Source organism: Streptomyces sp. NPDC104313 (genome assembly GCF_055583985.1).
The window spans coordinates 187,851-209,861 of record NZ_JBVJMW010000013.1 but is presented as its reverse complement, the minus strand read 5'-3'; the positions used below and the strand labels follow the sequence as shown (position 1 = coordinate 209,861).

Sequence of the window (22,011 nt, the reverse complement as noted above, 5' to 3'; positions counted from 1 at the left end):
CGAGCAGACGCGTCGAGGGGCGCCGGGCTGTTGCCCGGCGCCCCTCCGTCGCCCGGGGTCGCTACGTGCCGAAGGTGATGTTGCCCTTCTCGTCCATCACGGGATGGATCCTGGAGGGGCCGTAGTCGTCCACGTCCGACGGGCGCGACTTCTCCGGCCCGTCCGGCCCGATCCGCATCACACGCTCGACCCGGACCACCTCGAACCGACGCCCACGCAACACGAGTTCGTTGGGCCTCCGGCGCGCGGTGAACTTCTTGGCGGCCCGCGCGTGGAGGGCCGCCTCCTTCTCGTCCACCTTCATCCAGGCGGGCAGCTCCGGCATATCAGGCAGGTCCGGCAGTTGGGGCACGGGCCGGGTGAGATGGTGGACGAGAGCGCGGCGGGCGCCCTGCGGGGTCGAGTACTGTCCGGTCACCATCGACCAGGTCAACTCCTTGCGCTCCACCACCCGGAACGTCGTCGGGAGGAGCACGACCCCGGGGTGGGTGGTCAACGCCCGCCGGGAGTCGGCCCGTACGTTCTCGGGGAAGCGGGTGGCGGTGTAGGAGTGCCGCAGCAGCCCGGCCCGGTCGATCCCCTCGGTCAGCCCGACGGCAGCCGCGTGGTCGACCACGAAGCCCTCGGTGCGGCAGGGGTCCGGCGCGTCCAGGTCCCAGCTGTCCTCGTCCGGGTCGGTGACCCGGGGCGGCTCCAGACGGTCGCCGCCGATCCGGGCGAACTCGTCGGCGCGCACGACCCGGTAGCGGACGCCGTCCGCCGACACCTCGTCTGTCGCCTCGGTCTCCAGCCGCGCCACGGCGTCCAGCAGCGAGCGCCGCACCACCGGGTCCTCGATGTCGTCCCTCGCCCTGAACCAGAGGATCGAGTTGAGCTCGTCCCGGGCCATCTGCGGGAATCCGCAGTCCAGTTCGCCCAGCAGCCGCCAGCGCGGCCGGTCGCCGCGCCGCTGCTCGGCGAGCCCGAACAGGGGCCCCCGGACCACGATGTTCGGGTACTTGCGAACCGAGGCGAACGCGTCCGCCTCGGTGACCTCGGAGACCGGGTCGTCGCGATGGGTGACGTTGATCGTGAGGTGGTCCGGCGATTTCTCCGGGTGAGCATTCATGTACTCAGTGTGCCGAAGGGGGGTGCCGGTGTCAGGGGTTTCCGCCGTAAAGGGCGTTTGCCGCCCGGAGTTGACGCCGACGAGCGCGCCCGTGGCCCAGCTCCAGCAGGTATTCGAGCTGGCGGCGCAGCACCGGGCGCCCACCGAGCGGTCGCCGGATCGTCACCTCCTCCTGGACGAAGGTGAGCATGGTCAGCGGCTCTCGGCGGAGGATCTCCTGCCGTGCCATCCGGGCCGCGACGTACCGCTCGATCTCGTCGGGCCCGAACGCCGGCCGCCGCATCTCGTAGAGCACGCGGGCGCACTCGACGGCCGGGCGGAGTGACGGATCCCCGGAAATCCACCCGAAATCGCTGCTCGCGCCGGGTCGTGACGCGCCACGACCCGGTGGAGGCTCACCGGGTCGTGGCCCACCGCGACCCGGTGAGCCACGACGTCAACTACCTAAAGAACCAGGAGAAATTACCCAACCCCACCCCACCTGATCCCGGTGGTCAACTGCGGGACGGGGTGGTCACCCACATGGGTGAGATTCACCAACTGGTGTGGATTTCTGGCGGGTTGGCGGGCATATGCTCACGCTGACCACAACCCCAGACATGAGACGGCCCCCGCCGGGACGGCAATCCCGAGCGAGGACCTGACCACCAAGGAAGAGAGAAGCTTCCCGATGGATACCCAGCACGATATCGCCCTCGGCCATGCCCTGACCGGGATTCCCGGGCCCCTCCCGCCCTACGGCGTCATCCACGTCGCGATCCCGCACACCAGCCGCTTCACGATCGTCGGCAACCACCTCGCGCAGCACCCCCGGCTCTCCCTCACCGCGATCGGGATCGGCGTGCACATCCAGTCGCTGCCCGCCGGGTCCAAGGTCGGCATCAAGGCGCTCACGGCCCGCTTCGACGAGGGCGAGACAACGATCGCCTCCGCCCTGCGCGAGCTGGAGACCCACGGCTACCTGCGCCGGACCCGCACGAGGCTGGCGAACGGCCGGATGATCACCCGCACGGTGTTCTGCAACCAGCCGGGTGCGTTGTCGCAGGGCGGGGCGGTGGTAACGCCGATGACGCCTGTGGCGCCTGTGATGCCTGTGATGCCTGACGCTGTGCCCGCACCCCTGCCTGCGCCCGAGCCCACCCCCGTACCGGAAGAAGAGCTCCCGCCCGTCCGCGTACCGTCGCGTATGGCAGAGCTCCCACCGGTCCGCGTACCGTCGCGCATCGCGCCCAAGCCGCCGCGCCGGCCGCTCCCCCAGCCCCGCGAGCTGACCCCGGAGCTACACCGGACCGCCGCCGCGCTCCTCGCCGACCTGCGGCGTCATGCGCCGGAGCTGGTGCTCTCCGAGGACGACGTCGAGGAGCTGGTCCCCGGCGCGGCGGCCTGGCTGGAGCGCGGCGCGCACCTCGACGCCATCCGCCACGCCCTGACGGCCGAGCTCCCGCAGCCTCCGAAGTACCCGGCGAAGATCGTCAGACACCGCCTCACCGTGCTCCTGCCACCGCCGCTCCCCGGCGCCCAGGAGCTGGCCCCGGCCCATCGGACGCCCGTCACCCCCTTCCAGACCTGCGAGGGCTGCGACCGCGCCTTCCGCTCCCCGCATCCGGGCCACTGCCGCGACTGCCGGGCCCAGTACTGGGAGGCGGCCTAGTCAGTACGAAGGGGACGGGCCGCGCTACGTCTGGCGCCGCCGTTCCACGCCCCCGCCGGGCAACCGGGAGGGACGGAGTCCCTCATGAAACGGTTCCCTTCGGTTCGAGTTCGGCGAAGTCCTCGTGGAGGGCGTCGAGATGGCGGCCCGTCGGCACGCCGGCCGGGTCCAGCTCCGCCAGCCGCCAGCCGGGCAACCGCGCCTCGACCTCGGCCGGGAGCGACCCGTCCGCCGGGTCCGCCAGGGCGTACAGCACCCCGAACGCGGTCTCCCTGGCGACCTCGCGGGCCAGCGCGCCGAGGTCCTCGGGGGTGAGCCCGGCGGCGAGGGCCCGGCCGACGGCTTCGGCCGCCGCCCCTTCGGTGCGGTAGGTGTCGACCCACCGCTGGGCGGCCGTGCCCCAGGCGTCGACGTCCTGCCACACCGTCCGCAGGAGGCGGTAGCGGGCGAGCTGCGGCAGCCCCTCCTCCGCCTCGGACTCGGCCCAGTCCTGGGCGTCGGCATCCGCCCCCAGGGCGCTGAAGAGGGCGGTCAGCCTGTCGAGTTCGGTCATGGGCAGGGAGGCTACCGGCCGGGGCCGGGGTGGGGCCGGACGGATGAGCGTACGGGGACCGATGAGTTTTCACGGGGCGCGCGGTCAGTGCATCCGCAAGAGTGAGAGGCGACGCCGGGCACCGACCGGGCCCCGCCACGAACCAGCCAGGAGACCTGATGCGCACCCTGATCAGCACCGCCTTCGTTTCGCTCGACGGCGTCATGGAGGCCCCGGGCGGCGAGCCCGGCTACCGGAACTCGGGGTGGACGTTCAAGGACGTGGAGTTCCTGCCGGAGGCGTTCGCCATCAAGGGCCAGGAACAGGAGGAGGCCACCGCCCTGCTGCTGGGCCGGGCGAGCTACGAGGCGTTCAGCCCGGTGTGGCCGGGCATGGCGGAGTTCGCCGAGTACAAGACGATGCCCAAGTACGTCGTCTCCACCAAACTGACCGAGGGCGACCTCGTGTCCGACTGGGGCGAGACCACGATCCTGCGGTCGCTGGAGGAGGTCGCCGCCCTGAAGGAGACCGAGGGCGGCCCGATCATCGTCCACGGCAGCACCGCCCTGAACCGGAGCCTCGCGGACGCCGACCTGATCGACCGCTACCACCTGCTCGTCTTCCCGCTCCTGCTCGGCGCGGGCAAGCGCCTGTTCAGCGACACGGACAAGGACGCCCAGAAGCTGAAGCTGGTCGAGCACGAGGCGTACGCCAACGGCATCCAGAAGAACGTCTTCGAGGTCGTCCGCTGACGCGCCCGGACGGGCGCCCCCCTGCCCGACCGGCGCCGCCCACCCCTGTCCGAACCGGTCAGCCGGTGGGCACCCCTCGCAGGACGGCCTCCGCCACCAGGCTGGGCATGACGCCTGTCGTGTCGATCTCCCGGGCCTCCCGGCGGAGCCAGGGCAGGGCCCGCTCGTAGTCGGTCAGATGGTCCAGGCGCCACTGCCGGGCGCCGGCGCTCTCGGGCTTGCTGTCGGTCTCGATACGTTCGACGAGCGTGTCCCGGTCCGTGTGCAGCAGGACGTGGTGCACGGGGATACCGGCCCGCGTCAGACCGTCGTGGATCTCCTGCCAGTACGACTCGACCAGAACCGTCTGCGTGACCACGAGCGTTCCGCCCACGTGGTCGAGCACCTGCCGCGCGGTCTCCACCACCAGGCCCCGCCAGGGCGGGAACTCCTGGAAGTCCCTCTCCGGCACTCCGAGCACGTGCCAGAGCATCTCGCCGACCTTCTCGGTATCGAACAGCCGGGAGTCCGGGAGGAGCGACGTCACCTCCTTCGCGGTGGTGGTCTTGCCCGCGCCGAAGGTTCCGTTCAGCCAGATGATCATCGCTCCACCCTAGGGGCGGCCGAACTCGCGGGCCAAGCACGACCGTTCCCCGTAGGTTCGGACACACCCGTCGTGAGGACGGGCCCGGACCTACGCATCAGGGAGCCCGCATGGCATTCATCCACCGCACCACCATGACGCCCACCAAGCTGGAACTGCTCTCCGGCTGGCTGCCGAAGCAGAGCTGGTACGTGGGCTCCGGGAAGGCCCCGGACCTGGTCAAGGCCGGCGGGTTCCGTCTGGACGACCCGGAAGGCGAGGTCGGGATCGAGTTCATGGTCGTGGCGGACACGGCCGGGCAGGAGCCGGTGGCGTATCTGGTGCCGCTGGGCTACCGCGGCGCGGCGCTGGAGGGCGCCCCCGGCGAGGCGCTGATCGGCACCTCCGAGCACGGGGTGCTCGGCACCCGGTGGATCTACGACGGCGCCCACGACCCGGTGGTACGGGCGCGGTTGCGCGCCCTTCTGCGCGGCGCGGCGGAGCCGCAGCAGCAGAACGTGAACGACACCCCCGACCCGACCGTCATCGTGCACGGGGCCGACGTCGGCCAGGGAGCGGACGTCCGGATCAACCGCGTCCTGCGGGCGTCGGAAGCCGAGCCTGCGGCGTCGGGCCGTCTCGTCGCCGGATGGACCTGGCCGGACGGGACGGCCGTACGGGGAGAGCTGGCGGCCGTCACATCGCAGTAGCGTCCGCCACGCCGTAGTGGGCGGAGCCCCTGCGAACGGCCGGCCCCGGCGCCGTACCCGGGGCCGTCGGCAGAAGGGCTTCGGGAGGTTGCGCGCCATGACGATGTGCTGGCCCTGATTCGTGCCGTCGTAGATCTGGGTGCTTTACCGCCTCTACGGCTCCGACCTGCAAAAACACCCCCTTGCAGGGGGTGTCCTCCAGTATGTCCTCATGATCACGCGAGACCAACCGCTGGTCAGGATGGGGTGATCACGGGCGCGCGGCCCCGTGGCGCACGCGGACCCGGCAACTGCCCTCTTGACCTTGTCAACCCAAAGGGTGAGCATCGTGTAACAGACTGCAACTGAGAGCAGCACACGCAGCAGGAGGGCTCACCATGGGTTACACCTTCATCGGCAAAGATCCCGAGTCCGACGTGAACGGGTGCCCGGCGGTTTGGGTGGATGACGACCGACGGCTACTCGTACAGGGGCGGCGGGCCGGGGAAGACGAGCGGGCTCGGACGGTGACTGACGCGCCGCGAACCGAGGATGAGACGCTGATCGTTCTGGAACCGAGGATGATCCCGCTCCTCAAGGAGGCTATCCGTGTCGCAGAGTCTGGCTGAGTTCGCCGATCTGCTCAGGCAGTGCGAGCGCTCAGCAGTGCACCTTGAGACCCGCGACGTATACGCCGTCCCCGGGGAACACCCCGCCTTCGATGCCTGGCTAGCAGGAAAGCGGGAGGACTGGGACGACCGCTCGTCGTGGTGGCGTGAGGACTGGCACGGCCTCATCCAGGACATGACCGCAAAAGGTGTGGCGGTGCATCGCGCGCGGGTGGTGGGTGATCCCGTCTCGGACTACATCAAGTGGGAGCACTACGTCACGCAGGGCAACGTCGCCTGCGGAGAGGAAGTCCGATGGCTGCCGCGTCGGCAGGCGTCCGAGCTGCTGTTGCCCGGAAACGATTTCTGGCTCTTTGACAGCAAGCTGGTCCAGTTCAACATCTTTGACGGTGACGGTCGTTGGACGCACACGGACTTCACGGATGACGCGGGCGTAGCGGCACGGTGTGCTGACATGTTCGAGGCCGTGTGGGAGCGAGCTGTCCCGCACAACAAGTACAACGTCTAACAGAACAGCGCCAGTCCATGACCTCACCTCTGTCGACGGCTGAAGTGGCTCAAAAGGCAGTTGCCGACCGGCTTACTCGCATGATGGAAGACGCCGATCTATCGGGGGCCCGGCTGGCCGCACTGTGCGGCTGGGACCGCTCCAAAACTCACCGGATCATGCACCGGAAGACGATCCCGAAGCCCGCCGACATCCGCGCATGGTGCACGGCATGCGGAAGGCCCGAAGAAGCTGAAGCACTGATAGAGACCACGCGCACGGCCAAGACTCTGTACGTCCAGTGGACCCAGTACCTGAAGGGCGGCCTCAGCAAGGCCCAACGCAGCGGCATCTACCAGGAGACACGTTCCTTCCGGGTATACAGCTGCGGAGTCCTCCCCGGGATGCTCCAGACCGAGGCCTACGCACGGGGCATTCTCCGTAAGATCCGTCGCTTCAGGAGTCTTCCCGACGACATCGAGGACGCCGTACAGGCGCGTCTGGAGCGCTCGGCCGCCACTCTGCGGGGTAATCAAGTATCCGTCCTCATCGAGGAATCTGCCCTGTACATGCCGATGACCGACCCTCCGCAGCATGCGCAACAACTGGAACACTTCATGTCCGTCATCGGGCACCCCAACCTGGCTTTCGGAATCATTCCCCACATGTCACGCCGCCCGGTATGGCCCATCGAATCCTTCTACGCATTCGATGATCGCGAAGTTCAGGTGGAAACCCTGACCGCCATGGTCCGGGTGACGAATCGAGCCGAGATCGACATGTACCTGAGCGCGTTCGCTCAGATGGCACGAGCCGCTGTGTACGGCTCGCATGCCAAAGCCTTGATCAGGAAGGCCCTCGACGCTACCGAGGAATGAAAACGTACAACACCATGCAACATCCGTCCTGCCTGGCTGTCCCTCTTCCTACCGTTCTTGGCACAGCCAGTTGATAGCCGGAGGCAAGCATGGCGATGACCATCGCGGTCTATCGAGTGACGAGGGACGGCATCACGGAGCGGGTTCCGAAGCATGAGGTGGCACCCGCTTCAGAGCCTTCCGCGTCGAACCGCTTCCCGCTGTGTCGCTGCCCCGTTCACGCGGACACCCCAGGCGCTCCCAAGAGCGAGCGTCGCACCCGGGACAGCGTCTGAACACAACTGGCCGGCCTGCACGCTCCACGCAACCCTTCTCCCTGGAGGCACGCACAATGAGCACAGCCGTTCAGACCCGTACCCGCGAGCCGCAGATCATCCTCAACGCACTGGCCCATCGAGTGCCCCACCTGATCACCGACACCGAGCCGACACTGTGGGATCGAGAAATCGCTCTCCTGCTGCGCGACAACAGCGTCATGACCCGTAACACTGCCGAACGGCTGCTGGGCCAGGCCATCGCCTACACGATCACCGCCATGGAGCGGAAGGGCGTGGACATGGGGGTTGGCTACACGGTAGACGTGGCCGTTCACGCCCTGATCCTGGACACTCCGCTGTACTTCGCGCTGTGCGACGAATACAACAGCGGCCAGTACAAGCACCACGCTCCCCTGATCCAGCGGCGCTGCGACGGCACCGTGACGCGGACGGCCGACATCCTGCGGGACAACGGATTCGCCGTGGACGATGAGCTGTGGGACATGGATACGGCGGAGTGCTCGCCGTGCGACAACAAGGTGCCCGACAGCCACTAGCGCCGCCCTGTACAGGGTGCCCCGTCTACCCCAGGGCGGGGCACCGAACCAACGTGGAACGAGGACGACAGTTGCCCGCTCAGCACAACATCGACTCCGAACGCGAACTCTGGGACACCTTCGCCGAGAGCACAAAGGACAAGGCCCTGGAGGCTGAACCGGTGCTCTGCTGGACTCAGTACGCCGGACACGGCCCAGGGCCTGAACTCCTGGGTTCGCCAAGAACAGCACTGGAAATCGGCTGCGGTACTGGGCGAGCGTTGGCGTTCCTTCTGAACCAGGGAGTCAAGGTCACAGGCTTGGACCTGTCTCCGGTCGCCGTCAAGCACCTGACCGAACGCTGGGGGCCTATGCGGGCGGAGTTCATTTGTACGGAAGTGCTTGAGCACCTCGCGTCGAGCACGGAGACGTACGACACCATCTACTCAATCTTCGGCGCGGTGTGGTTCACCGACCCGGTGAAGCTCTTCCCGCTGATCGCCGAACGGCTCAACCCTGGTGGCACGTTGGTCTTCTCCCAACCCCCGGCCATCCCAGGCGCCTACGGCCCTCAGGGCATGTACAAAGGCGGCTTCACGGGCAAGGCCATGTTCACCTACCGGTACAGCTACACCCCCCGCAAGTGGGCCGCCCTCCTCGCCAAGAGTGGTTTCCAGGACATCGACGCAACCGTCTTGGACGCCCCCACCGAGGGACACATCGGAACCCTGATCGTACGCGGCGTAAAGCGCTGACCTCCTGGACATTCGAATTACTCCCGCTGGAACTGGCGCGGGTGTTCATTGTTCTGTTCGAGCGGTTCAGAGCAACGCGCGAAAGGGGTTGGCGGCGAGCGGTTCCGGCCGCTTCAGTTTCGGGGGCCGTCGGCAGAAGGCGCTGCGACAGGCTGCGCCGAACTACACAGACGTATGGTGTCGAAGCTCAGGAAGGCGTGCGATGTCACAGAACGAGCCGGGCTTCAACGAGCTGCTGGCCGCAGCCAAGCTCTCGGCTGTGCACCTGGAGCTGCGCGACTCGTACGGCGTCGGGGATGAGGCCGACGACTTCGAAACCTGGAAGCGCACGGACCAGCGCGACATTGACCCGGCGTCCTCTTACTGGACGCCGTGGGTTGACTTGGTACGGAGCACGGTTGCCCGAGGCGTGGCAATCCGCCGCGCTCGCGTTGTGTCGGAACCGGTAACGGATTACATCCGGTACGAACACGCCGGCACGGTGGTCAACCTGCACGCCGGGGAGCAAGTTCGCTGGTTGCCCAGGCGGCAAGCTTCGGACATCGCGGTTCCCGGAAACGACTGCTGGGTGTTCGACGGAGAGATCGTGCTCTTCAACCACTTCTCCGGTGATGGGAACTGGTCCGATCCCGGCTGGGAGGTTCGTTCCGAACCCGCTGTGGCAGGACTGGCCTCGGCTGCGTTCGAGGCAGTCTGGGAACGTGGCATCCCACATGAGAAGTACACGGTCTGACCCGACGGAAAACGAAGAACCCATTCATGTCTGCGTCCCCCTCGTCCAGCGACCAGGCCGCCCGTGAAGCCATCGCCGCCCGCCTCGGGGGCCTACGCACGGACGCGGGCATCGGGTTCTGGAGATCGGCACCGGAGTGCGACACGAGGTCGCACATTGCAAGTGGACACGAGAAGGAGGGTTGGCTCTCTGAATTAGCCAATATCGCTGTCTCAGGTCAGTGCTCAAGACCTGTCCCCGCCTCGGCGTGCGTCGTGAGTAATCGCGGGGTGCGAAGCCCGAGGAATGTGGCCCAAGGGGTCCTGTTCCATCCAGGATCCACAGGCCGGGGAAGGCCGAGCGGGTGAACGAAAGTGAATCCTCATTGATGCCTCGTTACGAATCAGGCCCGTGGGTGGAGTGCGTGAAGGGCCGTATAGGGCTGGCTGCTGTGAAGCGGCAAGTGCCGACCGGCGATCCGGTGCCGGTCGGGCGAGCACCGCTGCTCCGGGGTATAGAGGGCACCCAAACCGGCCGCATCTTGCATGTGCGGAACGTGGAAACCCCGTTGGAGTCCAGACGTGCATACGCCTGGTAAGCCGACCGTAAGGGAAGCCTAACCCTCCAGCGGGAGTAGGAAGGCCCGAGAAGCGAATGCCGGCGGCCGAAAGGAAACGGGAAACCGGGCGAGGCAAATCGATACCTCCGTCGAATGCTCGGATAACCGGCCGGATACAGGCGCTATGCCTGACCCGAAAGGGGGCCCACGCGGGTCTGGTGAGTCTGTGAAGCAGACGACGACGAAGATTCTGGAGCCAATGGACAAGTTAGACGTCTCGGGTGTCCCCGAGACGAACGGACCAGAGGGCGAAGTCTTCGACTGGCAGTCAATCGACTGGAACTCGGTCGAGGGCGACGTACGGCGTCTACGTCAGCGAATCTTCACGGCAGCACGGAAAGGGGACCTCAAGAAGGTCCGCAATTTGCAGAAGCTGATGCTCCGATCGCGCTCCAACGCACTAGTGGCGGTACGGCGGGTTTCGGAGATCAACGCAGGGCGTAAAACCCCTGGGGTGGACGGGTACACCGCAATGCGGGAGAGCTCCAAGGTCATGCTGGCCGAATGGACGCAATCCCGCTTGAGGACCTGGAAACCTATGGCGGTCAAGCGCGTGTACATCCCCAAGAGCAACGGAAAACAGCGCCCTTTGGGTATTCCAGTCGTCCGGGACCGAGCTATGCAGGCTCTTGTACTGAACGCATTGGAACCCGAATGGGAGGCGCGGTTCGAGCCGAGGTCGTATGGCTTTCGCCCCGGCCGTGGCTGTCACGACGCGATCGAAGCTATCTTCTGCGTGACGAGAGGTCGTCTCTCAAAGCGCAGATGGGCACTCGACGCAGACCTGGCGGCAGCGTTCGACCGCATCGATCACCAGCGTCTTGTCGCCTCGCTTGGAACCTTCCCAGCCAGGGCATTGGTGCAAGCATGGCTCAAGTCCGGAGTGATCGAGAACGGTAGATTCGCCCCCACGGAAGAAGGAACCCCGCAAGGGGGAGTCATCAGCCCGTTGCTGTTGAACATTGCTCTTCACGGAATGGAAGAGGCCGCAGGAGTCAGGTACCGAACTGATGGTGTTCACACCGGAAAGACGGCCCCTGGCAGCCCGGTATTGATCAGATACGCCGACGACTTTGTTGCCCTGTGTCATTCCTATGATCAGGCGCAAAGGGTCAAGGTGCAGCTTGCTGACTGGCTGACGCCGAGAGGGCTGGCCTTCAACGAGGAAAAGACGCGTATCGTCCACCTCGAAGAAGGCTTCGACTTCCTCGGATACAACGTCCGTCTGTACAAGGGAAGCAAACTGCTGATCAAGCCAAGCCCTGCGGCGGTGGCCCGGTTCCGAAACAGACTGCGCACGGAACTGCGTATGCTGCGCGGGACCAATTCACTCGAAGTGATCAGTAAGCTGAACCCGATCCTGAGAGGGTGGGCCGCCTACTACCGGAACGGAGTCTCGAAGCGGGTGTTCAGCGATATCGACGACTACCTATGGTGGGCCGTATTTCGCTGGGCGACTCGCAGGCATCCGAACAAGTCGAAGAGGTGGGTCAGTGACCGCTACTTCGGTGCGTTCAACTCCGCCAGTCAAGCAAGGTGGATCTTTGGTGACCGAGCCACGGGCCAATATCTCACTAAACTTGCCTGGACACCGATCGTCCGGCATGTAATGGTCAGTGGGAGTGCCTCCCCAGATGACCCAGAACTTGCCGAATACTGGGCACAGCGACGGAAGAAGTACAAGCCGCCGCTCAGTGATGCGCGCATCCGTATGATGCGGCGCCAACACGGAAAGTGCCCGCTCTGTGGCGAATACCTGCTCTATGCCGACACCGAACCACAACACCCGGACGACTGGGCGAAGTGGCTCACAGGAATCCGTAAGGCGATCCGCCTCCAGGCGGTCACCTTGCTTGCGGAGACCAACGGAGCAAACGATCGGAAGTTTCCGCGTGAACAATTCATCCATGCACACTGTGAGAAAAGGCTGGAGCAGAAGCCTCAATCACACCTGCGTGCATCGCCTTTCCTCAAGCCAGTAGGACTCGCTTGAGCCGTGTGCCGTGGAAGCGGCACGCACGGTTCTGAGGGGGGACCGCCGCAGCAATGCGGCGGTCCTACCCGACACCGGGTACAACGCCGCATGGCTCTCCCACCGCTTGGGCGAAGCCAACGTGACCAGCGTGGAGTTGGACAAGCCGGTTCTGGCCCTGGCCAACGAGAATCTGAAACGGGCGGGCTTCCACCCGACGACGGTTCTCGGCAACGGGCGGGACGGACATCACCGGGGCGCTCCGTATGACCGGGTCATCGCCACCTGCACCATGCGGGAAGTACCGCAGGCATGGCTGAAGCAGTGCCCGGACGGGCGGATCGTGACCCCGTGGGGCAGCAGCTTCTTCAGCGGTTCGTTCGCCACGCTGGACGTAGTGAACGGGAAGGCGATGGGGACGTTCTCCGGGTCTCCCGCCTTCATGTGGGACCGCACCCATCGGGGTGGGGCCGGGCGCATCTCGGACCTGTACCACGAGGAGGAAGGGGAGCAGGGAGCGACGGACATCGCACCCCAGAACGTCATTCAGGATGATCCGGCATTCTTCACCGGTCTGAGCCTCACCGATGCGTGGTTCCAGTGGTGCGAGGCGGACGACGGTAGCGGGGATGCCACCTTGTGGTTCTTCACCGACGACGGAAAGTCGTGGGCGACGGTGGAGTACGTGCCGGACGCGGAAACGTACGAGGTGGAGCAGTACGGCCCCCGGGCCCTGTGGGACGAGGTACGCCACACCTTCCTGAGGTGGCACAACCTCGGGAAGCCGGAGCGGTCCCGCTTCGGGCTGTCGGTCAACAGGACTTCGCGTGCCTTCTGAACGCGTGAAGAGGGGGGCGGGGGCATGGAGCCGGCTTTCGTCAGATCTGGTACTGGTGGTGCGGGATCGCTCGCTCCCAGACCGCCTCAAACGCAGCGGCGCACAGCTTCACTGCCTCCGGATCGGCCGTGATCTCGTCCTCCACCACCGCGCCTTCACCCGAGAAGTGATGCACCCGGAGCAGCACGTCATCGAACAGCCAGAAGTCGTTTCCCGGCACGGGGATTGCCGTGGCCCGTCGCCGGGGCAGCCAACGGACTTGCTCCCCTGCCGAGACGTTGGCGTGAGTGACGTAGTGCTCCCATCGGATGTACTCCGAGACCGGCTCGGAGATGACCCGTGCTCTTCGGATCTCTACGCCCCGAGCGACGGTGTCTGCGATCAACTGGTCGTAGGGATGCCACCAGGACTCGCGATCATCCCAGTCGATGCGCTCTCCACGCTTCCACGCCTCGAACCGGTCCGTGGCGGCGTAGGAGTCACGCAATTCCAGGTGGACGGCAGACCGCCCGCACTGGCCAAGCAGCTCAGCGAAGCTGGGCACGCTCGATGGCATCACACGCCTCCCTGATCATCGGAATCATCCGGGCCGGAATCCTGACGATGGCTTCGCTGTCGGGCACCGAGCCGTTCGCGGGGCTGCTCGCCTCACAGTCCGCCTGAGTCTCGGCGCTCGGCTTCCATCCCTGCAACAAGACCTCCTGGGCTTCTGCGTCCGACCACACGGTAGGGCAGTGATCCCGGTCCGTGTTGGGGTCGATTCCGATGAACTCCACGGCCATGGCCGGCTCCCTGATCCAGGTGCTTGCTCGGGCTTGCCTCAGCTTCATTGAACTGCAGAGACAGCGTCAATAGCACTACCTACGGCACCAATTGCCATGCAAGTTCGTGCAAGTTTGTGGAGCCCTGCATCCGCCACTTCCTACCGTCGGCACATCGAAGCGAGATCAATCGGGAGGGTGCGGCGCGATGGGCGAGGCCAAGGCGCAGCACACCGAAGCTGCTGCTCAGCTGAACAGCAGCGAGGCTCGGCAATTCCTCACAGAAGGACAGCCGGAAGTCGCCTGACATGGACCATGAGAACGGCCCCCGGCATCATGCCGAGGGCCGTCGTGTTTATGCAGGTCAGAAGCGGTCTAGAGCCCAGTGCCAGCCCAGGATTCCCCCAGCGTGACGCCCGTGATCAGCCCGAAACGGACCCGAACGGACCGGAGGCCGATCAGCGCTTCAGGAGCACTCCAGGAAGCTCTTGACCCGCGGAAACCCTCCTACGGCAGGTTGCGCGCCATCACGATCCGCTGAACCTGGTTCGTGCCCTCATAAATCTGGGTGATCTTGGCGTCGCGCATCATGCGCTCGACCGGGTAGTCCCGCGTGTAGCCGTAGCCGCCGAGCAGTTGGACGGCGTCCGTGGTGACCTCCATGGCGACGTCGGAGGCGAAGCACTTGGCCGCGGCGCCGAAGAACGTGAGGTCGCCGTCGACGCGCTGGGACTTGGCGGCGGCCGAGTAGGTGAGCTGGCGGGCCGCCTCCAGCTTCATCGCCATGTCGGCGAGCATGAACTGGACGCCCTGGAAGTCCGCGATCGGCTTGCCGAACTGCTTGCGCTCCTGGACGTACCCCTTGGCGTAGTCCAGCGCGCCCTGGGCGATGCCGAGGGCCTGGGCCGCGATGGTGATGCGGGTGTGGTCCAGGGTCTTCATCGCGGTGGCGAAGCCGGTGCCCTCCTCGCCGATCATCCGGTCGGCGGGGATGCGGACGTTGTCGAGGTAGACCTCGCGGGTCGGGGAGCCCTTGATGCCGAGCTTCCTCTCCGGGGCGCCGAAGGAGACGCCCTCATCGGACTTCTCGACGACGAACGCGGAGATGCCCTTGGAGCGCTTGTCCGGGTCGGTGACGGCCATGACCGTGTAGTACTCGGAGACGCCCGCGTTGGTGATCCAGCGCTTCACGCCGTTGAGGACCCAGAAGTCGCCGTCGCGCACGGCCTTCGTCTTCATGCCCGCCGCGTCGGAGCCGGCGTCCGGCTCGGAGAGGGCGTACGAGAACATCGCGTCGCCCTTGGCGAGCGGGGTCAGGTACGTGCGCTTCAGCTCCTCGGAGCCGGAGAGGATCACCGGGAGCGAGCCGAGCTTGTTGACGGCCGGGATCAGGGAGGAGGAGGCGCAGGCGCGGGCCACCTCCTCGATCACGATGACCGTGGCGAGCGCGTCGGCGCCGGCGCCACCGTACTCCTCCGGGACGTGGACAGCGTGCAGGTCCGAGGCGACCAGGGCGTCCAGCGCCTCCTGCGGGAAGCGGCCCTCCTCGTCGACCGCGGCGGCGAAGGGGGCGATCTTCGTCTCGGCGAGCGCGCGGATGGTCTCGCGGAGCATGTCGTGCTCCTCGGCCGGACGGTACAGGTCGAAATCGGTCGAACCCGCCAAGACGCTCACTCCCCAGATGCTAACTACCGTTAAGTAACCCAATTTTAGTCCGCCGCCCACCCGACGGCATACGTGCCGTGCACGTGAGCTTCCCGACAGGGGTGGGGCATATCCGATATAGCGGACAGATGGAGCGGTGAATTTCAGCCTTCCACCCCCCGACTATGCTCAGTCCGCATGTCCGTCCGTATCTCCCAGGAGCACTCCATGGCCCTCAGGATCACTGTGATCGGCACCGGCTATCTCGGCGCCACCCACGCCGCGGCCATGGCCGAGCTGGGCTTCGAGGTGCTGGGGCTCGATGTCGTGCCGGAGAAGATCGAGCTGCTCTCCACCGGCCGCGTGCCGATGTACGAGCCGGGGCTGGAGGAGATGCTCCAGCGGCACGTCGCCGGGATCGAAGGGTCCACCGGGCGGCTGCGCTTCACCACCTCCTGGGAGGAGGTCGGGGAGTTCGGCGACGTCCACTTCGTCTGTGTGAACACCCCGCAGAAGCACGGTGAGTACGCCTGCGACATGAGTTACGTCGACAGCGCCTTCGATTCGCTGGCCCCGCACCTGACCCGACCCGTCCTGGTGGTCGGCAAGTCGACCGTCCCCGTGGGCTCCGCGGCCCGCCTCGCGGCCCGCCTCGCCGAGCTGGCTCCGGCGGGCTCCGGCGCCGAGCTGGCCTGGAACCCGGAGTTCCTCCGTGAGGGCTTCGCCGTGAACGACACCCTGCACCCCGACCGGATCGTCGTCGGCGTCACGAGCGAGGGGGCCGAGAGGCTGCTGCGCGAGGTGTACGCCGTGCCGGTCGCCGAGGGCTCCCCCTTCGTGGTGACCGACTTCCCGACCGCCGAGCTGGTGAAGACCTCCGCCAACTCCTTCCTGGCCACCAAGATCTCCTTCATCAACGCGATGGCCGAGGTGTGCGAGGCCGCCGACGGGGACGTCGTGAAGCTCGCGGAGGCCATCGGGCACGACGAACGCATCGGGAAGAAGTTCCTGCGGGCCGGGATCGGCTTCGGCGGCGGCTGTCTGCCCAAGGACATCCGCGCCTTCATGGCGCGCGCCGGCGAGCTGGGCGCGGACCAAGCGCTCACCTTCCTCCGCGAGGTCGACTCCATCAACATGCGCCGCCGCGGCCACATGGTGGAGCTGGCCCGGGAGGCGGTGGGCGGGGACTCGTTCCTCGGCAAGCGGGTGGCGGTGCTGGGCGCCGCGTTCAAGCCCGACTCCGACGACGTACGCGACTCCCCCGCGCTCAACGTCGCCGGGCAGATCCATCTCCAGGGCGGCCAGGTGACCGTGTTCGACCCGAAGGGGATGGACAACGCCCGGCGGCTGTTCCCGACGCTCGGCTACGCGGACTCAGCGCTGGAGGCGGTACGCGGCGCGGATGTGGTGCTGCACCTGACGGAGTGGCGCGAGTTCCGCGAGCTGGACCCGGCGGAGCTGGGCGAGGTGGCCGCCCGTCGGATCATCCTGGACGGCCGCAACGCCCTGGACAGTGCGGTGTGGCGCGAGGCCGGGTGGACGTACCGGGCCATGGGCCGCCCGAAGGCCTGAAGGCCCCCGGGGCCTCAGGTCGAGGGCCCCGGGCCGGGGCCCTCGACCTGAGGCCCCGGCCCGGTCTCCCGCCGGTCAGCCGAGCGGGCCGTCCAGCTCCGTGATCGTCGCGTGGGACGGGCCGCGCCCGCTCTGCTCGTCGCGGGCGACGGCTTCCGCGTCGCGCAGCACACGTACGGAGTTCTGCCAGGTCAGCTTGGCGAGGTCGCCCTCGGACCAGCCGCGCCGCAGCAGTTCGGCGATGAGGTTCGGATAGCCGGAGACGTCCTCCAGGCCGCGCGGGGTGAACGCCGTGCCGTCGTAGTCGCCGCCGATGCCGATGTGGTCGACGCCCGCGACCGCGCGCATGTGGTCGAGGTGGTCCGCGATGGTCGAGGTGGTGGCCACGGGGCGCGGGTTGGCCGCCTCGAAGTCCTCGTGGATGCGCATCGCGGTCGGGGTGGTGTCGAGGTGGTGCAGTCCGTGCTCGCGCATGTTGCGGTCGGCGGCCAGGGTCCAGGCGACGGCCTCGGGCAGCACGAACTTCGGGACGAAGGTCACCATCGCGACACCGCCGTTGGCCGGGAGCGCCGCGAGCACGTCGTCGGGGATGTTGCGCGGGTGGTCGCAGACGGCGCGGGCCGATGAGTGCGAGAAGATCACCGGCGCGGTGCTGGTGGCGAGCGCGTCGCGCATCACACCGTCCGCGACGTGCGAGAGGTCCACCAGCATGCCGACGCGGTTCATCTCGCGGACGACCTCGTGGCCGAAGGCGGAGAGGCCGCCGAGGCGCGGCAGGTCCGTCGCGCTGTCGGCCCAGTCGATGTTGTCGTTGTGGGTGAGCGTCATGTAGCGGACGCCCAGGTCGTACAGGGCGCGCAGGGTGCCCAGCGAGTTGTTGATGGAGTGGCCGCCCTCGGCACCCATCAGGGAGGCGATGCGGCCCTCGGCGCGGGCCTTCTCCATGTCGTCGGCGGTGCGCGCCCGCCGCAGGTGCGTCGGGTAGCGGGCGATCAGCTCGCCGACGACGTCGACCTGTTCCAGGGTGGCGCTGACGGCCGCGTCGCCGGTCAGGTCGGTGCGGACGTACACCGACCAGAACTGGCCGCCGACCCCGCCGGCCCGCAGCCGGTTCAGGTCGGTGTGGAGCAGGCCGCGCTGGTCGGCGGCGATGTCCCGGGCGTCGAGGTCGTAGCCGACCTGTTCGCGCAGGGCCCAGGGGAGGTCGTTGTGGCCGTCGACGACGGGGTGGGCGGCGAGGAGCTCGCGGGCCCGCTCCAGGTGGTTCATGCGGAGCCCCTACTTTCCGAAGCCGAAGGAGTCGGCGCCCTGGACCTTGGCGCGCAGACGTTTGCCCTTCGCGGTGGCCTGGTCGTTCAGCTCCCGCTGGAACTCCCGCATCCGCTCCTGGAGCGCGGGGTCGGACGCGGCGAGGATCCGTGCGGCCAACAGGCCCGCGTTGCGCGCGCCGCCGACCGAGACGGTGGCGACGGGGACCCCGGCCGGCATCTGGACGATGGAGAGCAGGCTGTCCATACCGTCCAGGTACTTCAGCGGCACCGGCACACCGATGACCGGCAGCGGGGTGACCGAGGCCAGCATCCCGGGCAGATGGGCCGCGCCGCCCGCGCCCGCGACGATCGCCCTGAGACCGCGGCCCGCGGCCCGCTCGCCGTACGCGATCATCTCGTGCGGCATGCGGTGGGCGGAGACGACGTCGACCTCGTAGGGGATCTCGAACTCGTCGAGCGCCTTGGCCGCCGCCTCCATGACGGGCCAGTCGGAGTCCGAGCCCATGACGATGCCGACGAGAGGGGCGGCGGGGGATCCGGTGCCGGGGGAAGTCATTCGGTGATCGTTCCTCGCAGGTAGTCGGCCGCGTGCCGGGCGCGCTCCCGCACGTCCGCCAGGTCATCGCCGTAGGTGTTGACGTGTCCGACCTTGCGGCCGGGTTTCACGTCCTTGCCATACATGTGGATCTTGAGCTGCGGGTCGCGGGCCATGCAGTGCAGATACGCCTGGTACATGTCCGGGTAGTCGCCGCCCAGGACGTTGCACATGACCGTCCAGGGGGCGCGCGGGCGCGGGTCGCCGAGGGGGAGGTCGAGGACCGCCCGTACGTGGTTGGCGAACTGGGAGGTGATCGCGCCGTCCATGGTCCAGTGGCCCGAGTTGTGCGGGCGCATCGCCAGCTCGTTGACCAGGATGCGGGGCCTCCCGTCGGGTCCCCGCGTCTCGAACAGCTCGACCGCGAGGTGTCCGACGACGCCCAGCTCGGCGGCGATGCGCAGCGCGAGCTGCTGGGCCTCGCCGGCCAGCGCCTCGTCCAGCCCGGGGGCGGGGGCGATCACCGTGTCGCAGACGCCGTCGACCTGGATGGACTCGACGACCGGGTAGGCGACGGCCTGGCCGTGCGGCGAGCGGACGATGTTCGCCGCCAGCTCCCGTACGAAGTCGACCTTCTCCTCCGCGAGGACCGGGACCCCGGCGCGGAACGGGTCGGCGGCGTCCGCCTCGGAGCGGACCACCCACACGCCCTTGCCGTCGTAGCCGCCGCGCACGGTCTTGAGGATGACGGGGAAGCCCCCGGTCTCCTCGGCGAACGCCGCGGCGTCGGCCGGGTCGCTCACGATGCGGTGGCGGGGGCAGGGGGCGCCGATCTCCAGGAGCTTGGCGCGCATCACTCCCTTGTCCTGGGCGTGCACCAAGGCGTCGGGGCCGGGGCGCACGGGGATGCCGTCCGCCTCCAGGGCCCGCAGATGCTCGGTCGGCACGTGCTCGTGATCGAAGGTGATCACGTCGCAGCCGCGCGCGAAGGCGCGCAGCGTGTCCAGGTCGCGATAGTCGCCGATGACGACCTCGCTCACCACCTGGGCCGCCGAATCCTGGGGCGTGTCACTGAGCAGCTTGAATTTCAGGCCGAGGGGGATACCCGCCTCGTGGGTCATGCGGGCGAGCTGACCGCCGCCGACCATGCCGACTACCGGGAACGTCACGTCTTCAGGATATCCGCCACGCCGGTACTCCCCGGACGGCCGTACGGATGCCGTACGGCCACGACCCCTGCGGACTCGCGGGCGTCACACGGGTGGGCTGGATAGCATGGCGGAGTTGACGTGCTTGCGTCGACACGTCTTCCAGACGCCTTCCGACGGACGGGGCCGGCCATCACCATGAGCGAACGGGGCGCACTGCGGACCCGGCTTGAGCTGCTGGCCCGGGAGGTCGCCAAGTTCGGCGCGGTCGGCGCCTTCGGCCTGCTGGTCAACATCGCGGTCTTCAACCTGCTGCGGCACACGACGGACCTCCAGGTGGTCCGGGCGAGCGTGGTGGCGACGTTCGTCGCGATCCTTTTCAACTACGTGGGCTTCCGCTACTGGACCTATCGGGACCGCGACAAGACCGGCCGGACCCGTGAGCTGGCCCTCTTCCTCCTGTTCAGCGCGGTGGGAGCGGTGATCGAGACGGGCGTGCTGTACCTGGCAACGTACGGCTTCGGCTGGAACACCCCGGTCCAGAGCAATGTGTTCAAGATCGTCGGCATCGGGGTCGCCACCCTGTTCCGCTTCTGGTCCTACCGGACCTGGGTCTTCAAGACCCTGCCCGCCAAGGAGGCCGTGCTGAACGCGGAACGGTTTCTGGAGCAGCGCAGGCCGACGGAAGAGCGAGTAGCGCCCGACCCCGTACGGAACTGACCCGCCGCGCCCGGTGCGGAACTGACCCGCCACGCCCGTACGGAACTGTCCCGCCCCGCCCGTCGTTGTTCAGCGCACCGGGCGCTCAGGAGTCTTGCGGTCGACCGGGACCCGGCTGAGGAAGAGCGCGAAGACCGCCGGGTGCTGCTGAAGCAGCTCCAGTCGGCCGCCGTCCGCCTCCGAGAGATCGCGGGCGACGGCCAGGCCGATGCCGGTGGAGTTGCGGCCGCTGATGCTCCGCTCGAAGATCCGCGCCCCCAGTTCGGCGGGGACGCCGGGGCCCTCGTCGGTGACCTCGATGACCGCCTGGTTGCCGGTGACCCGGGTGCGCAGGGCGACGGTGCCGCCGCCGTGCATGAGGGAGTTCTCGATCAGCGCCGCCAGGACCTGGGCGACCGCGCCCGGGGTGCCGACGGCCCGCAGCCCCTGCTTGCCGGAGCAGACCAGTGCGCGGCCGGCGCTGCGGTAGGCGGGGCGCCACTCCTCGATCTGCTGCTTGACGATCTCGTCGAGGTCGAAGACGACGGCGGAGCCGGTGCGCGGGTCGCGGGAGTTCGTCAGGAGCCGCTGGACGACGTCGGTGAGGCGCTCGACCTGGGTGAGGGCGATATTCGCCTCCTCCTTCACCGTGTCGGGGTCGTCGGTGACGGAGATCTCCTCGATCCGCATGGAGAGGGCTGTCAGCGGCGTCCGCAGCTGGTGCGAGGCGTCCGCGGCGAGCCGGCGTTCGGCGGTCAGCATCCGGGCGATCCGCTCGGCCGAGGAGTCCAGGACATCGGCGACCCGGTCCAGCTCGGGCACCCCGTACCGCTTGTGGCGCGGGCGGGGGTCCCCGGAGCCGAGGCGTTCGGCGGTCTCGGCGAGGTCGGTGAGCGGGGAGGCCAGCCGGTTCGCCTGGCGTACGGCGAGCAGCACGGCCGAGACGATCGCCAGCAGCGCCACCGCACCGATGATCAGGAGCGTGCGCCCGACCTCACGGGTGACGGCCGAGCGGGACTCCTCGACGGTGACGGTCTCGCCCTGCTCCCCGGTCTCGACGGCGCGCAGGACGCTGCCGACGGGGCGTTCACCGACGGCGATGGGCTCGCGGCCGGGGATCTCGATGAGCGCGTACCGCTTGGGGTCGATCTGCTCGGCCAGCACCCCGGGGTTGATCCGCTCCGCGCCCAGCAGGCGGCTGTCGACCACGCTGATCAGCCGGAGCGCCTCGGACTCGACGCTCTCCTGGGCGCTGGCGCTGATGGTGCGTGTCTCGACGATCACCAGCGAGACGCCGAAGACGGCGATGACGACGAGCACCACGGCGAGCGTGGAGTTGATCAGCCGGCGGCGCATACCCGCCTCTTCAGGTCGTCGGGACGCCCGTGGCCACCCGGGTCGGGG

At 67.8% G+C, this 22,011-nt stretch carries 23 protein-coding genes and 1 pseudogene; 13 read left to right on the top strand and 11 right to left on the bottom strand.

Going from position 1 to position 22,011, the window contains the following annotated elements; all coding sequences use genetic code 11:
* Positions 1-61: 61 nt before the first annotated feature.
* Together ACZ60Q_RS27650 and ACZ60Q_RS27645 are read right to left on the bottom strand one after the other, a co-directional pair.
* Positions 62-1,108 carry a DUF5954 family protein gene (locus tag ACZ60Q_RS27650; RefSeq protein WP_469639928.1) on the bottom strand — a complete coding sequence of 349 codons (1,047 nt, stop codon included), beginning with the start codon at positions 1,106-1,108 and terminating at the stop codon, positions 62-64.
* An 85-nt stretch (positions 1,109-1,193) separates the two neighbouring features.
* A pseudogene (locus ACZ60Q_RS27645) lies at positions 1,194-1,415 on the bottom strand (Scr1 family TA system antitoxin-like transcriptional regulator); the annotation flags it as partial.
* 363 nt (positions 1,416-1,778) lie between these two features.
* Between ACZ60Q_RS27645 and ACZ60Q_RS27640 the strand changes: the two are divergent.
* Positions 1,779-2,759, top strand: a complete 981-nt coding sequence (locus ACZ60Q_RS27640; protein ID WP_469639926.1) for a hypothetical protein — start codon at positions 1,779-1,781, stop codon at positions 2,757-2,759.
* Between the two features lie 82 nt (positions 2,760-2,841).
* Here ACZ60Q_RS27640 and ACZ60Q_RS27635 read toward each other — a convergent pair whose 3' ends face one another.
* On the bottom strand, positions 2,842-3,312 hold the full coding sequence (locus tag ACZ60Q_RS27635) for a hypothetical protein (protein ID WP_469639924.1): 471 nt from the start codon (positions 3,310-3,312) through the stop codon (positions 2,842-2,844).
* 158 nt (positions 3,313-3,470) lie between these two features.
* Between ACZ60Q_RS27635 and ACZ60Q_RS27630 the strand changes: the two genes are divergently transcribed.
* Positions 3,471-4,043, top strand: a complete 573-nt coding sequence (locus tag ACZ60Q_RS27630) for a dihydrofolate reductase family protein (protein ID WP_469639922.1) — start codon at positions 3,471-3,473, stop codon at positions 4,041-4,043.
* A gap of 58 nt (positions 4,044-4,101) precedes the next feature.
* Here the strand turns inward: ACZ60Q_RS27630 and ACZ60Q_RS27625 are convergent, their stop codons facing one another.
* A complete protein-coding gene (locus ACZ60Q_RS27625; protein ID WP_469639920.1) occupies positions 4,102-4,626 on the bottom strand; it encodes a P-loop nucleotide/nucleoside kinase family protein in 525 nt (174 codons plus the stop codon).
* A gap of 110 nt (positions 4,627-4,736) precedes the next feature.
* Here ACZ60Q_RS27625 and ACZ60Q_RS27620 point away from each other — a divergent pair, with 110 nt between their 5' ends.
* The 9 genes from ACZ60Q_RS27620 (at position 4,737) to ACZ60Q_RS27580 (ending at position 12,977) form a co-directional block, all read left to right on the top strand.
* On the top strand, positions 4,737-5,315 hold the full coding sequence (locus ACZ60Q_RS27620; protein WP_469639918.1) for a maltokinase N-terminal cap-like domain-containing protein: 579 nt from the start codon (positions 4,737-4,739) through the stop codon (positions 5,313-5,315).
* Between the two features lie 377 nt (positions 5,316-5,692).
* Positions 5,693-5,923 (top strand): hypothetical protein, encoded by a 231-nt coding sequence (locus tag ACZ60Q_RS27615; RefSeq protein WP_469639916.1) that lies wholly within the window; start codon positions 5,693-5,695, stop codon positions 5,921-5,923.
* A complete protein-coding gene (locus tag ACZ60Q_RS27610; protein WP_469639914.1) occupies positions 5,904-6,431 on the top strand; it encodes a DUF6879 family protein in 528 nt (175 codons plus the stop codon). Before ACZ60Q_RS27615 ends, ACZ60Q_RS27610 begins: the two co-directional genes overlap by 20 nt.
* Before the next feature lie 17 nt (positions 6,432-6,448).
* Entirely contained in the window at positions 6,449-7,288 is an 840-nt protein-coding gene (locus tag ACZ60Q_RS27605; RefSeq protein ID WP_469639912.1) for a DUF5753 domain-containing protein, read from the top strand.
* A 331-nt stretch (positions 7,289-7,619) separates the two neighbouring features.
* A complete protein-coding gene (locus ACZ60Q_RS27600; protein ID WP_469639910.1) occupies positions 7,620-8,102 on the top strand; it encodes a hypothetical protein in 483 nt (160 codons plus the stop codon).
* A 71-nt stretch (positions 8,103-8,173) separates the two neighbouring features.
* Entirely contained in the window at positions 8,174-8,836 is a 663-nt protein-coding gene (locus tag ACZ60Q_RS27595; protein WP_469639908.1) for a class I SAM-dependent methyltransferase, read from the top strand.
* A 202-nt stretch (positions 8,837-9,038) separates the two neighbouring features.
* Complete coding sequence (locus tag ACZ60Q_RS27590; protein WP_469639906.1) at positions 9,039-9,569, top strand: DUF6879 family protein; 531 nt, start codon at positions 9,039-9,041, stop codon at positions 9,567-9,569.
* Between the two features lie 764 nt (positions 9,570-10,333).
* Positions 10,334-12,160: a group II intron reverse transcriptase/maturase gene (gene ltrA, locus ACZ60Q_RS27585; RefSeq protein ID WP_469639904.1), complete on the top strand. Its 1,827-nt coding sequence runs from the start codon at positions 10,334-10,336 to the stop codon at positions 12,158-12,160.
* Between the two features lie 10 nt (positions 12,161-12,170).
* Positions 12,171-12,977: a methyltransferase domain-containing protein gene (locus tag ACZ60Q_RS27580; protein WP_469639902.1), complete on the top strand. Its 807-nt coding sequence runs from the start codon at positions 12,171-12,173 to the stop codon at positions 12,975-12,977.
* 40 nt (positions 12,978-13,017) lie between these two features.
* Here the strand turns inward: ACZ60Q_RS27580 and ACZ60Q_RS27575 are convergent, their stop codons facing one another.
* From ACZ60Q_RS27575 to ACZ60Q_RS27565, 3 genes are all read right to left on the bottom strand, one after another.
* Complete coding sequence (locus tag ACZ60Q_RS27575) at positions 13,018-13,533, bottom strand: DUF6879 family protein (protein WP_469639900.1); 516 nt, start codon at positions 13,531-13,533, stop codon at positions 13,018-13,020.
* Positions 13,505-13,759: a hypothetical protein gene (locus tag ACZ60Q_RS27570; protein WP_469639898.1), complete on the bottom strand. Its 255-nt coding sequence runs from the start codon at positions 13,757-13,759 to the stop codon at positions 13,505-13,507. The genes ACZ60Q_RS27575 and ACZ60Q_RS27570 overlap by 29 nt, the downstream gene beginning before the upstream one ends.
* A 486-nt stretch (positions 13,760-14,245) precedes the next feature.
* Positions 14,246-15,403, bottom strand: a complete 1,158-nt coding sequence (locus ACZ60Q_RS27565) for an acyl-CoA dehydrogenase (protein WP_469640002.1) — start codon at positions 15,401-15,403, stop codon at positions 14,246-14,248.
* 207 nt (positions 15,404-15,610) lie between these two features.
* Here ACZ60Q_RS27565 and ACZ60Q_RS27560 point away from each other — a divergent pair, with 207 nt between their 5' ends.
* Positions 15,611-16,954 (top strand): UDP-glucose dehydrogenase family protein, encoded by a 1,344-nt coding sequence (locus tag ACZ60Q_RS27560; protein ID WP_469640000.1) that lies wholly within the window; start codon positions 15,611-15,613, stop codon positions 16,952-16,954.
* 75 nt (positions 16,955-17,029) lie between these two features.
* On the opposite strand, the gene ACZ60Q_RS27555 is transcribed toward ACZ60Q_RS27560, so the two are convergent.
* Genes ACZ60Q_RS27555 through ACZ60Q_RS27545 form a run of 3 tightly spaced genes read right to left on the bottom strand, consistent with a single transcriptional unit; the run spans position 17,030 to position 19,929 of the window.
* Positions 17,030-18,223 carry a dipeptidase gene (locus tag ACZ60Q_RS27555; RefSeq protein ID WP_469639896.1) on the bottom strand — a complete coding sequence of 398 codons (1,194 nt, stop codon included), beginning with the start codon at positions 18,221-18,223 and terminating at the stop codon, positions 17,030-17,032.
* A 9-nt stretch (positions 18,224-18,232) separates the two neighbouring features.
* Entirely contained in the window at positions 18,233-18,781 is a 549-nt protein-coding gene (gene purE, locus ACZ60Q_RS27550) for a 5-(carboxyamino)imidazole ribonucleotide mutase (RefSeq protein ID WP_469639894.1), read from the bottom strand.
* Complete coding sequence (locus ACZ60Q_RS27545; RefSeq protein ID WP_469639893.1) at positions 18,778-19,929, bottom strand: 5-(carboxyamino)imidazole ribonucleotide synthase; 1,152 nt, start codon at positions 19,927-19,929, stop codon at positions 18,778-18,780. The genes purE and ACZ60Q_RS27545 overlap by 4 nt, the downstream gene beginning before the upstream one ends.
* A 177-nt stretch (positions 19,930-20,106) precedes the next feature.
* Here ACZ60Q_RS27545 and ACZ60Q_RS27540 point away from each other — a divergent pair, with 177 nt between their 5' ends.
* A complete protein-coding gene (locus tag ACZ60Q_RS27540) occupies positions 20,107-20,628 on the top strand; it encodes a GtrA family protein (RefSeq protein ID WP_469639891.1) in 522 nt (173 codons plus the stop codon).
* 69 nt (positions 20,629-20,697) lie between these two features.
* On the opposite strand, the gene ACZ60Q_RS27535 is transcribed toward ACZ60Q_RS27540, so the two are convergent.
* Positions 20,698-21,963 carry an ATP-binding protein gene (locus ACZ60Q_RS27535; RefSeq protein ID WP_469639889.1) on the bottom strand — a complete coding sequence of 422 codons (1,266 nt, stop codon included), beginning with the start codon at positions 21,961-21,963 and terminating at the stop codon, positions 20,698-20,700.
* Between the last annotated feature and the right edge of the window lie 48 nt (positions 21,964-22,011).

What these genes read in the sequence shown, in the direction of transcription:
- ACZ60Q_RS27650 (WP_469639928.1), bottom strand. Translation starts at nt 1,108, where the DNA reads ATGAATGCTCACCCGGAGAAATCGCCGGACCACCTCACGATCAACGTC.
- ACZ60Q_RS27640 (WP_469639926.1), top strand. Translation starts at nt 1,779, where the DNA reads ATGGATACCCAGCACGATATCGCCCTCGGCCATGCCCTGACCGGGATT.
- ACZ60Q_RS27635 (WP_469639924.1), bottom strand. Translation starts at nt 3,312, where the DNA reads ATGACCGAACTCGACAGGCTGACCGCCCTCTTCAGCGCCCTGGGGGCG.
- ACZ60Q_RS27630 (WP_469639922.1), top strand. Translation starts at nt 3,471, where the DNA reads ATGCGCACCCTGATCAGCACCGCCTTCGTTTCGCTCGACGGCGTCATG.
- ACZ60Q_RS27625 (WP_469639920.1), bottom strand. Translation starts at nt 4,626, where the DNA reads ATGATCATCTGGCTGAACGGAACCTTCGGCGCGGGCAAGACCACCACC.
- ACZ60Q_RS27620 (WP_469639918.1), top strand. Translation starts at nt 4,737, where the DNA reads ATGGCATTCATCCACCGCACCACCATGACGCCCACCAAGCTGGAACTG.
- ACZ60Q_RS27615 (WP_469639916.1), top strand. Translation starts at nt 5,693, where the DNA reads ATGGGTTACACCTTCATCGGCAAAGATCCCGAGTCCGACGTGAACGGG.
- ACZ60Q_RS27605 (WP_469639912.1), top strand. Translation starts at nt 6,449, where the DNA reads ATGACCTCACCTCTGTCGACGGCTGAAGTGGCTCAAAAGGCAGTTGCC.
- ACZ60Q_RS27600 (WP_469639910.1), top strand. Translation starts at nt 7,620, where the DNA reads ATGAGCACAGCCGTTCAGACCCGTACCCGCGAGCCGCAGATCATCCTC.
- ACZ60Q_RS27590 (WP_469639906.1), top strand. Translation starts at nt 9,039, where the DNA reads ATGTCACAGAACGAGCCGGGCTTCAACGAGCTGCTGGCCGCAGCCAAG.
- ACZ60Q_RS27575 (WP_469639900.1), bottom strand. Translation starts at nt 13,533, where the DNA reads ATGCCATCGAGCGTGCCCAGCTTCGCTGAGCTGCTTGGCCAGTGCGGG.
- ACZ60Q_RS27570 (WP_469639898.1), bottom strand. Translation starts at nt 13,759, where the DNA reads ATGGCCGTGGAGTTCATCGGAATCGACCCCAACACGGACCGGGATCAC.
- ACZ60Q_RS27560 (WP_469640000.1), top strand. Translation starts at nt 15,611, where the DNA reads ATGGCCCTCAGGATCACTGTGATCGGCACCGGCTATCTCGGCGCCACC.
- ACZ60Q_RS27555 (WP_469639896.1), bottom strand. Translation starts at nt 18,223, where the DNA reads ATGAACCACCTGGAGCGGGCCCGCGAGCTCCTCGCCGCCCACCCCGTC.
- purE (WP_469639894.1), bottom strand. Translation starts at nt 18,781, where the DNA reads ATGACTTCCCCCGGCACCGGATCCCCCGCCGCCCCTCTCGTCGGCATC.
- ACZ60Q_RS27540 (WP_469639891.1), top strand. Translation starts at nt 20,107, where the DNA reads ATGAGCGAACGGGGCGCACTGCGGACCCGGCTTGAGCTGCTGGCCCGG.
- ACZ60Q_RS27535 (WP_469639889.1), bottom strand. Translation starts at nt 21,963, where the DNA reads ATGCGCCGCCGGCTGATCAACTCCACGCTCGCCGTGGTGCTCGTCGTC.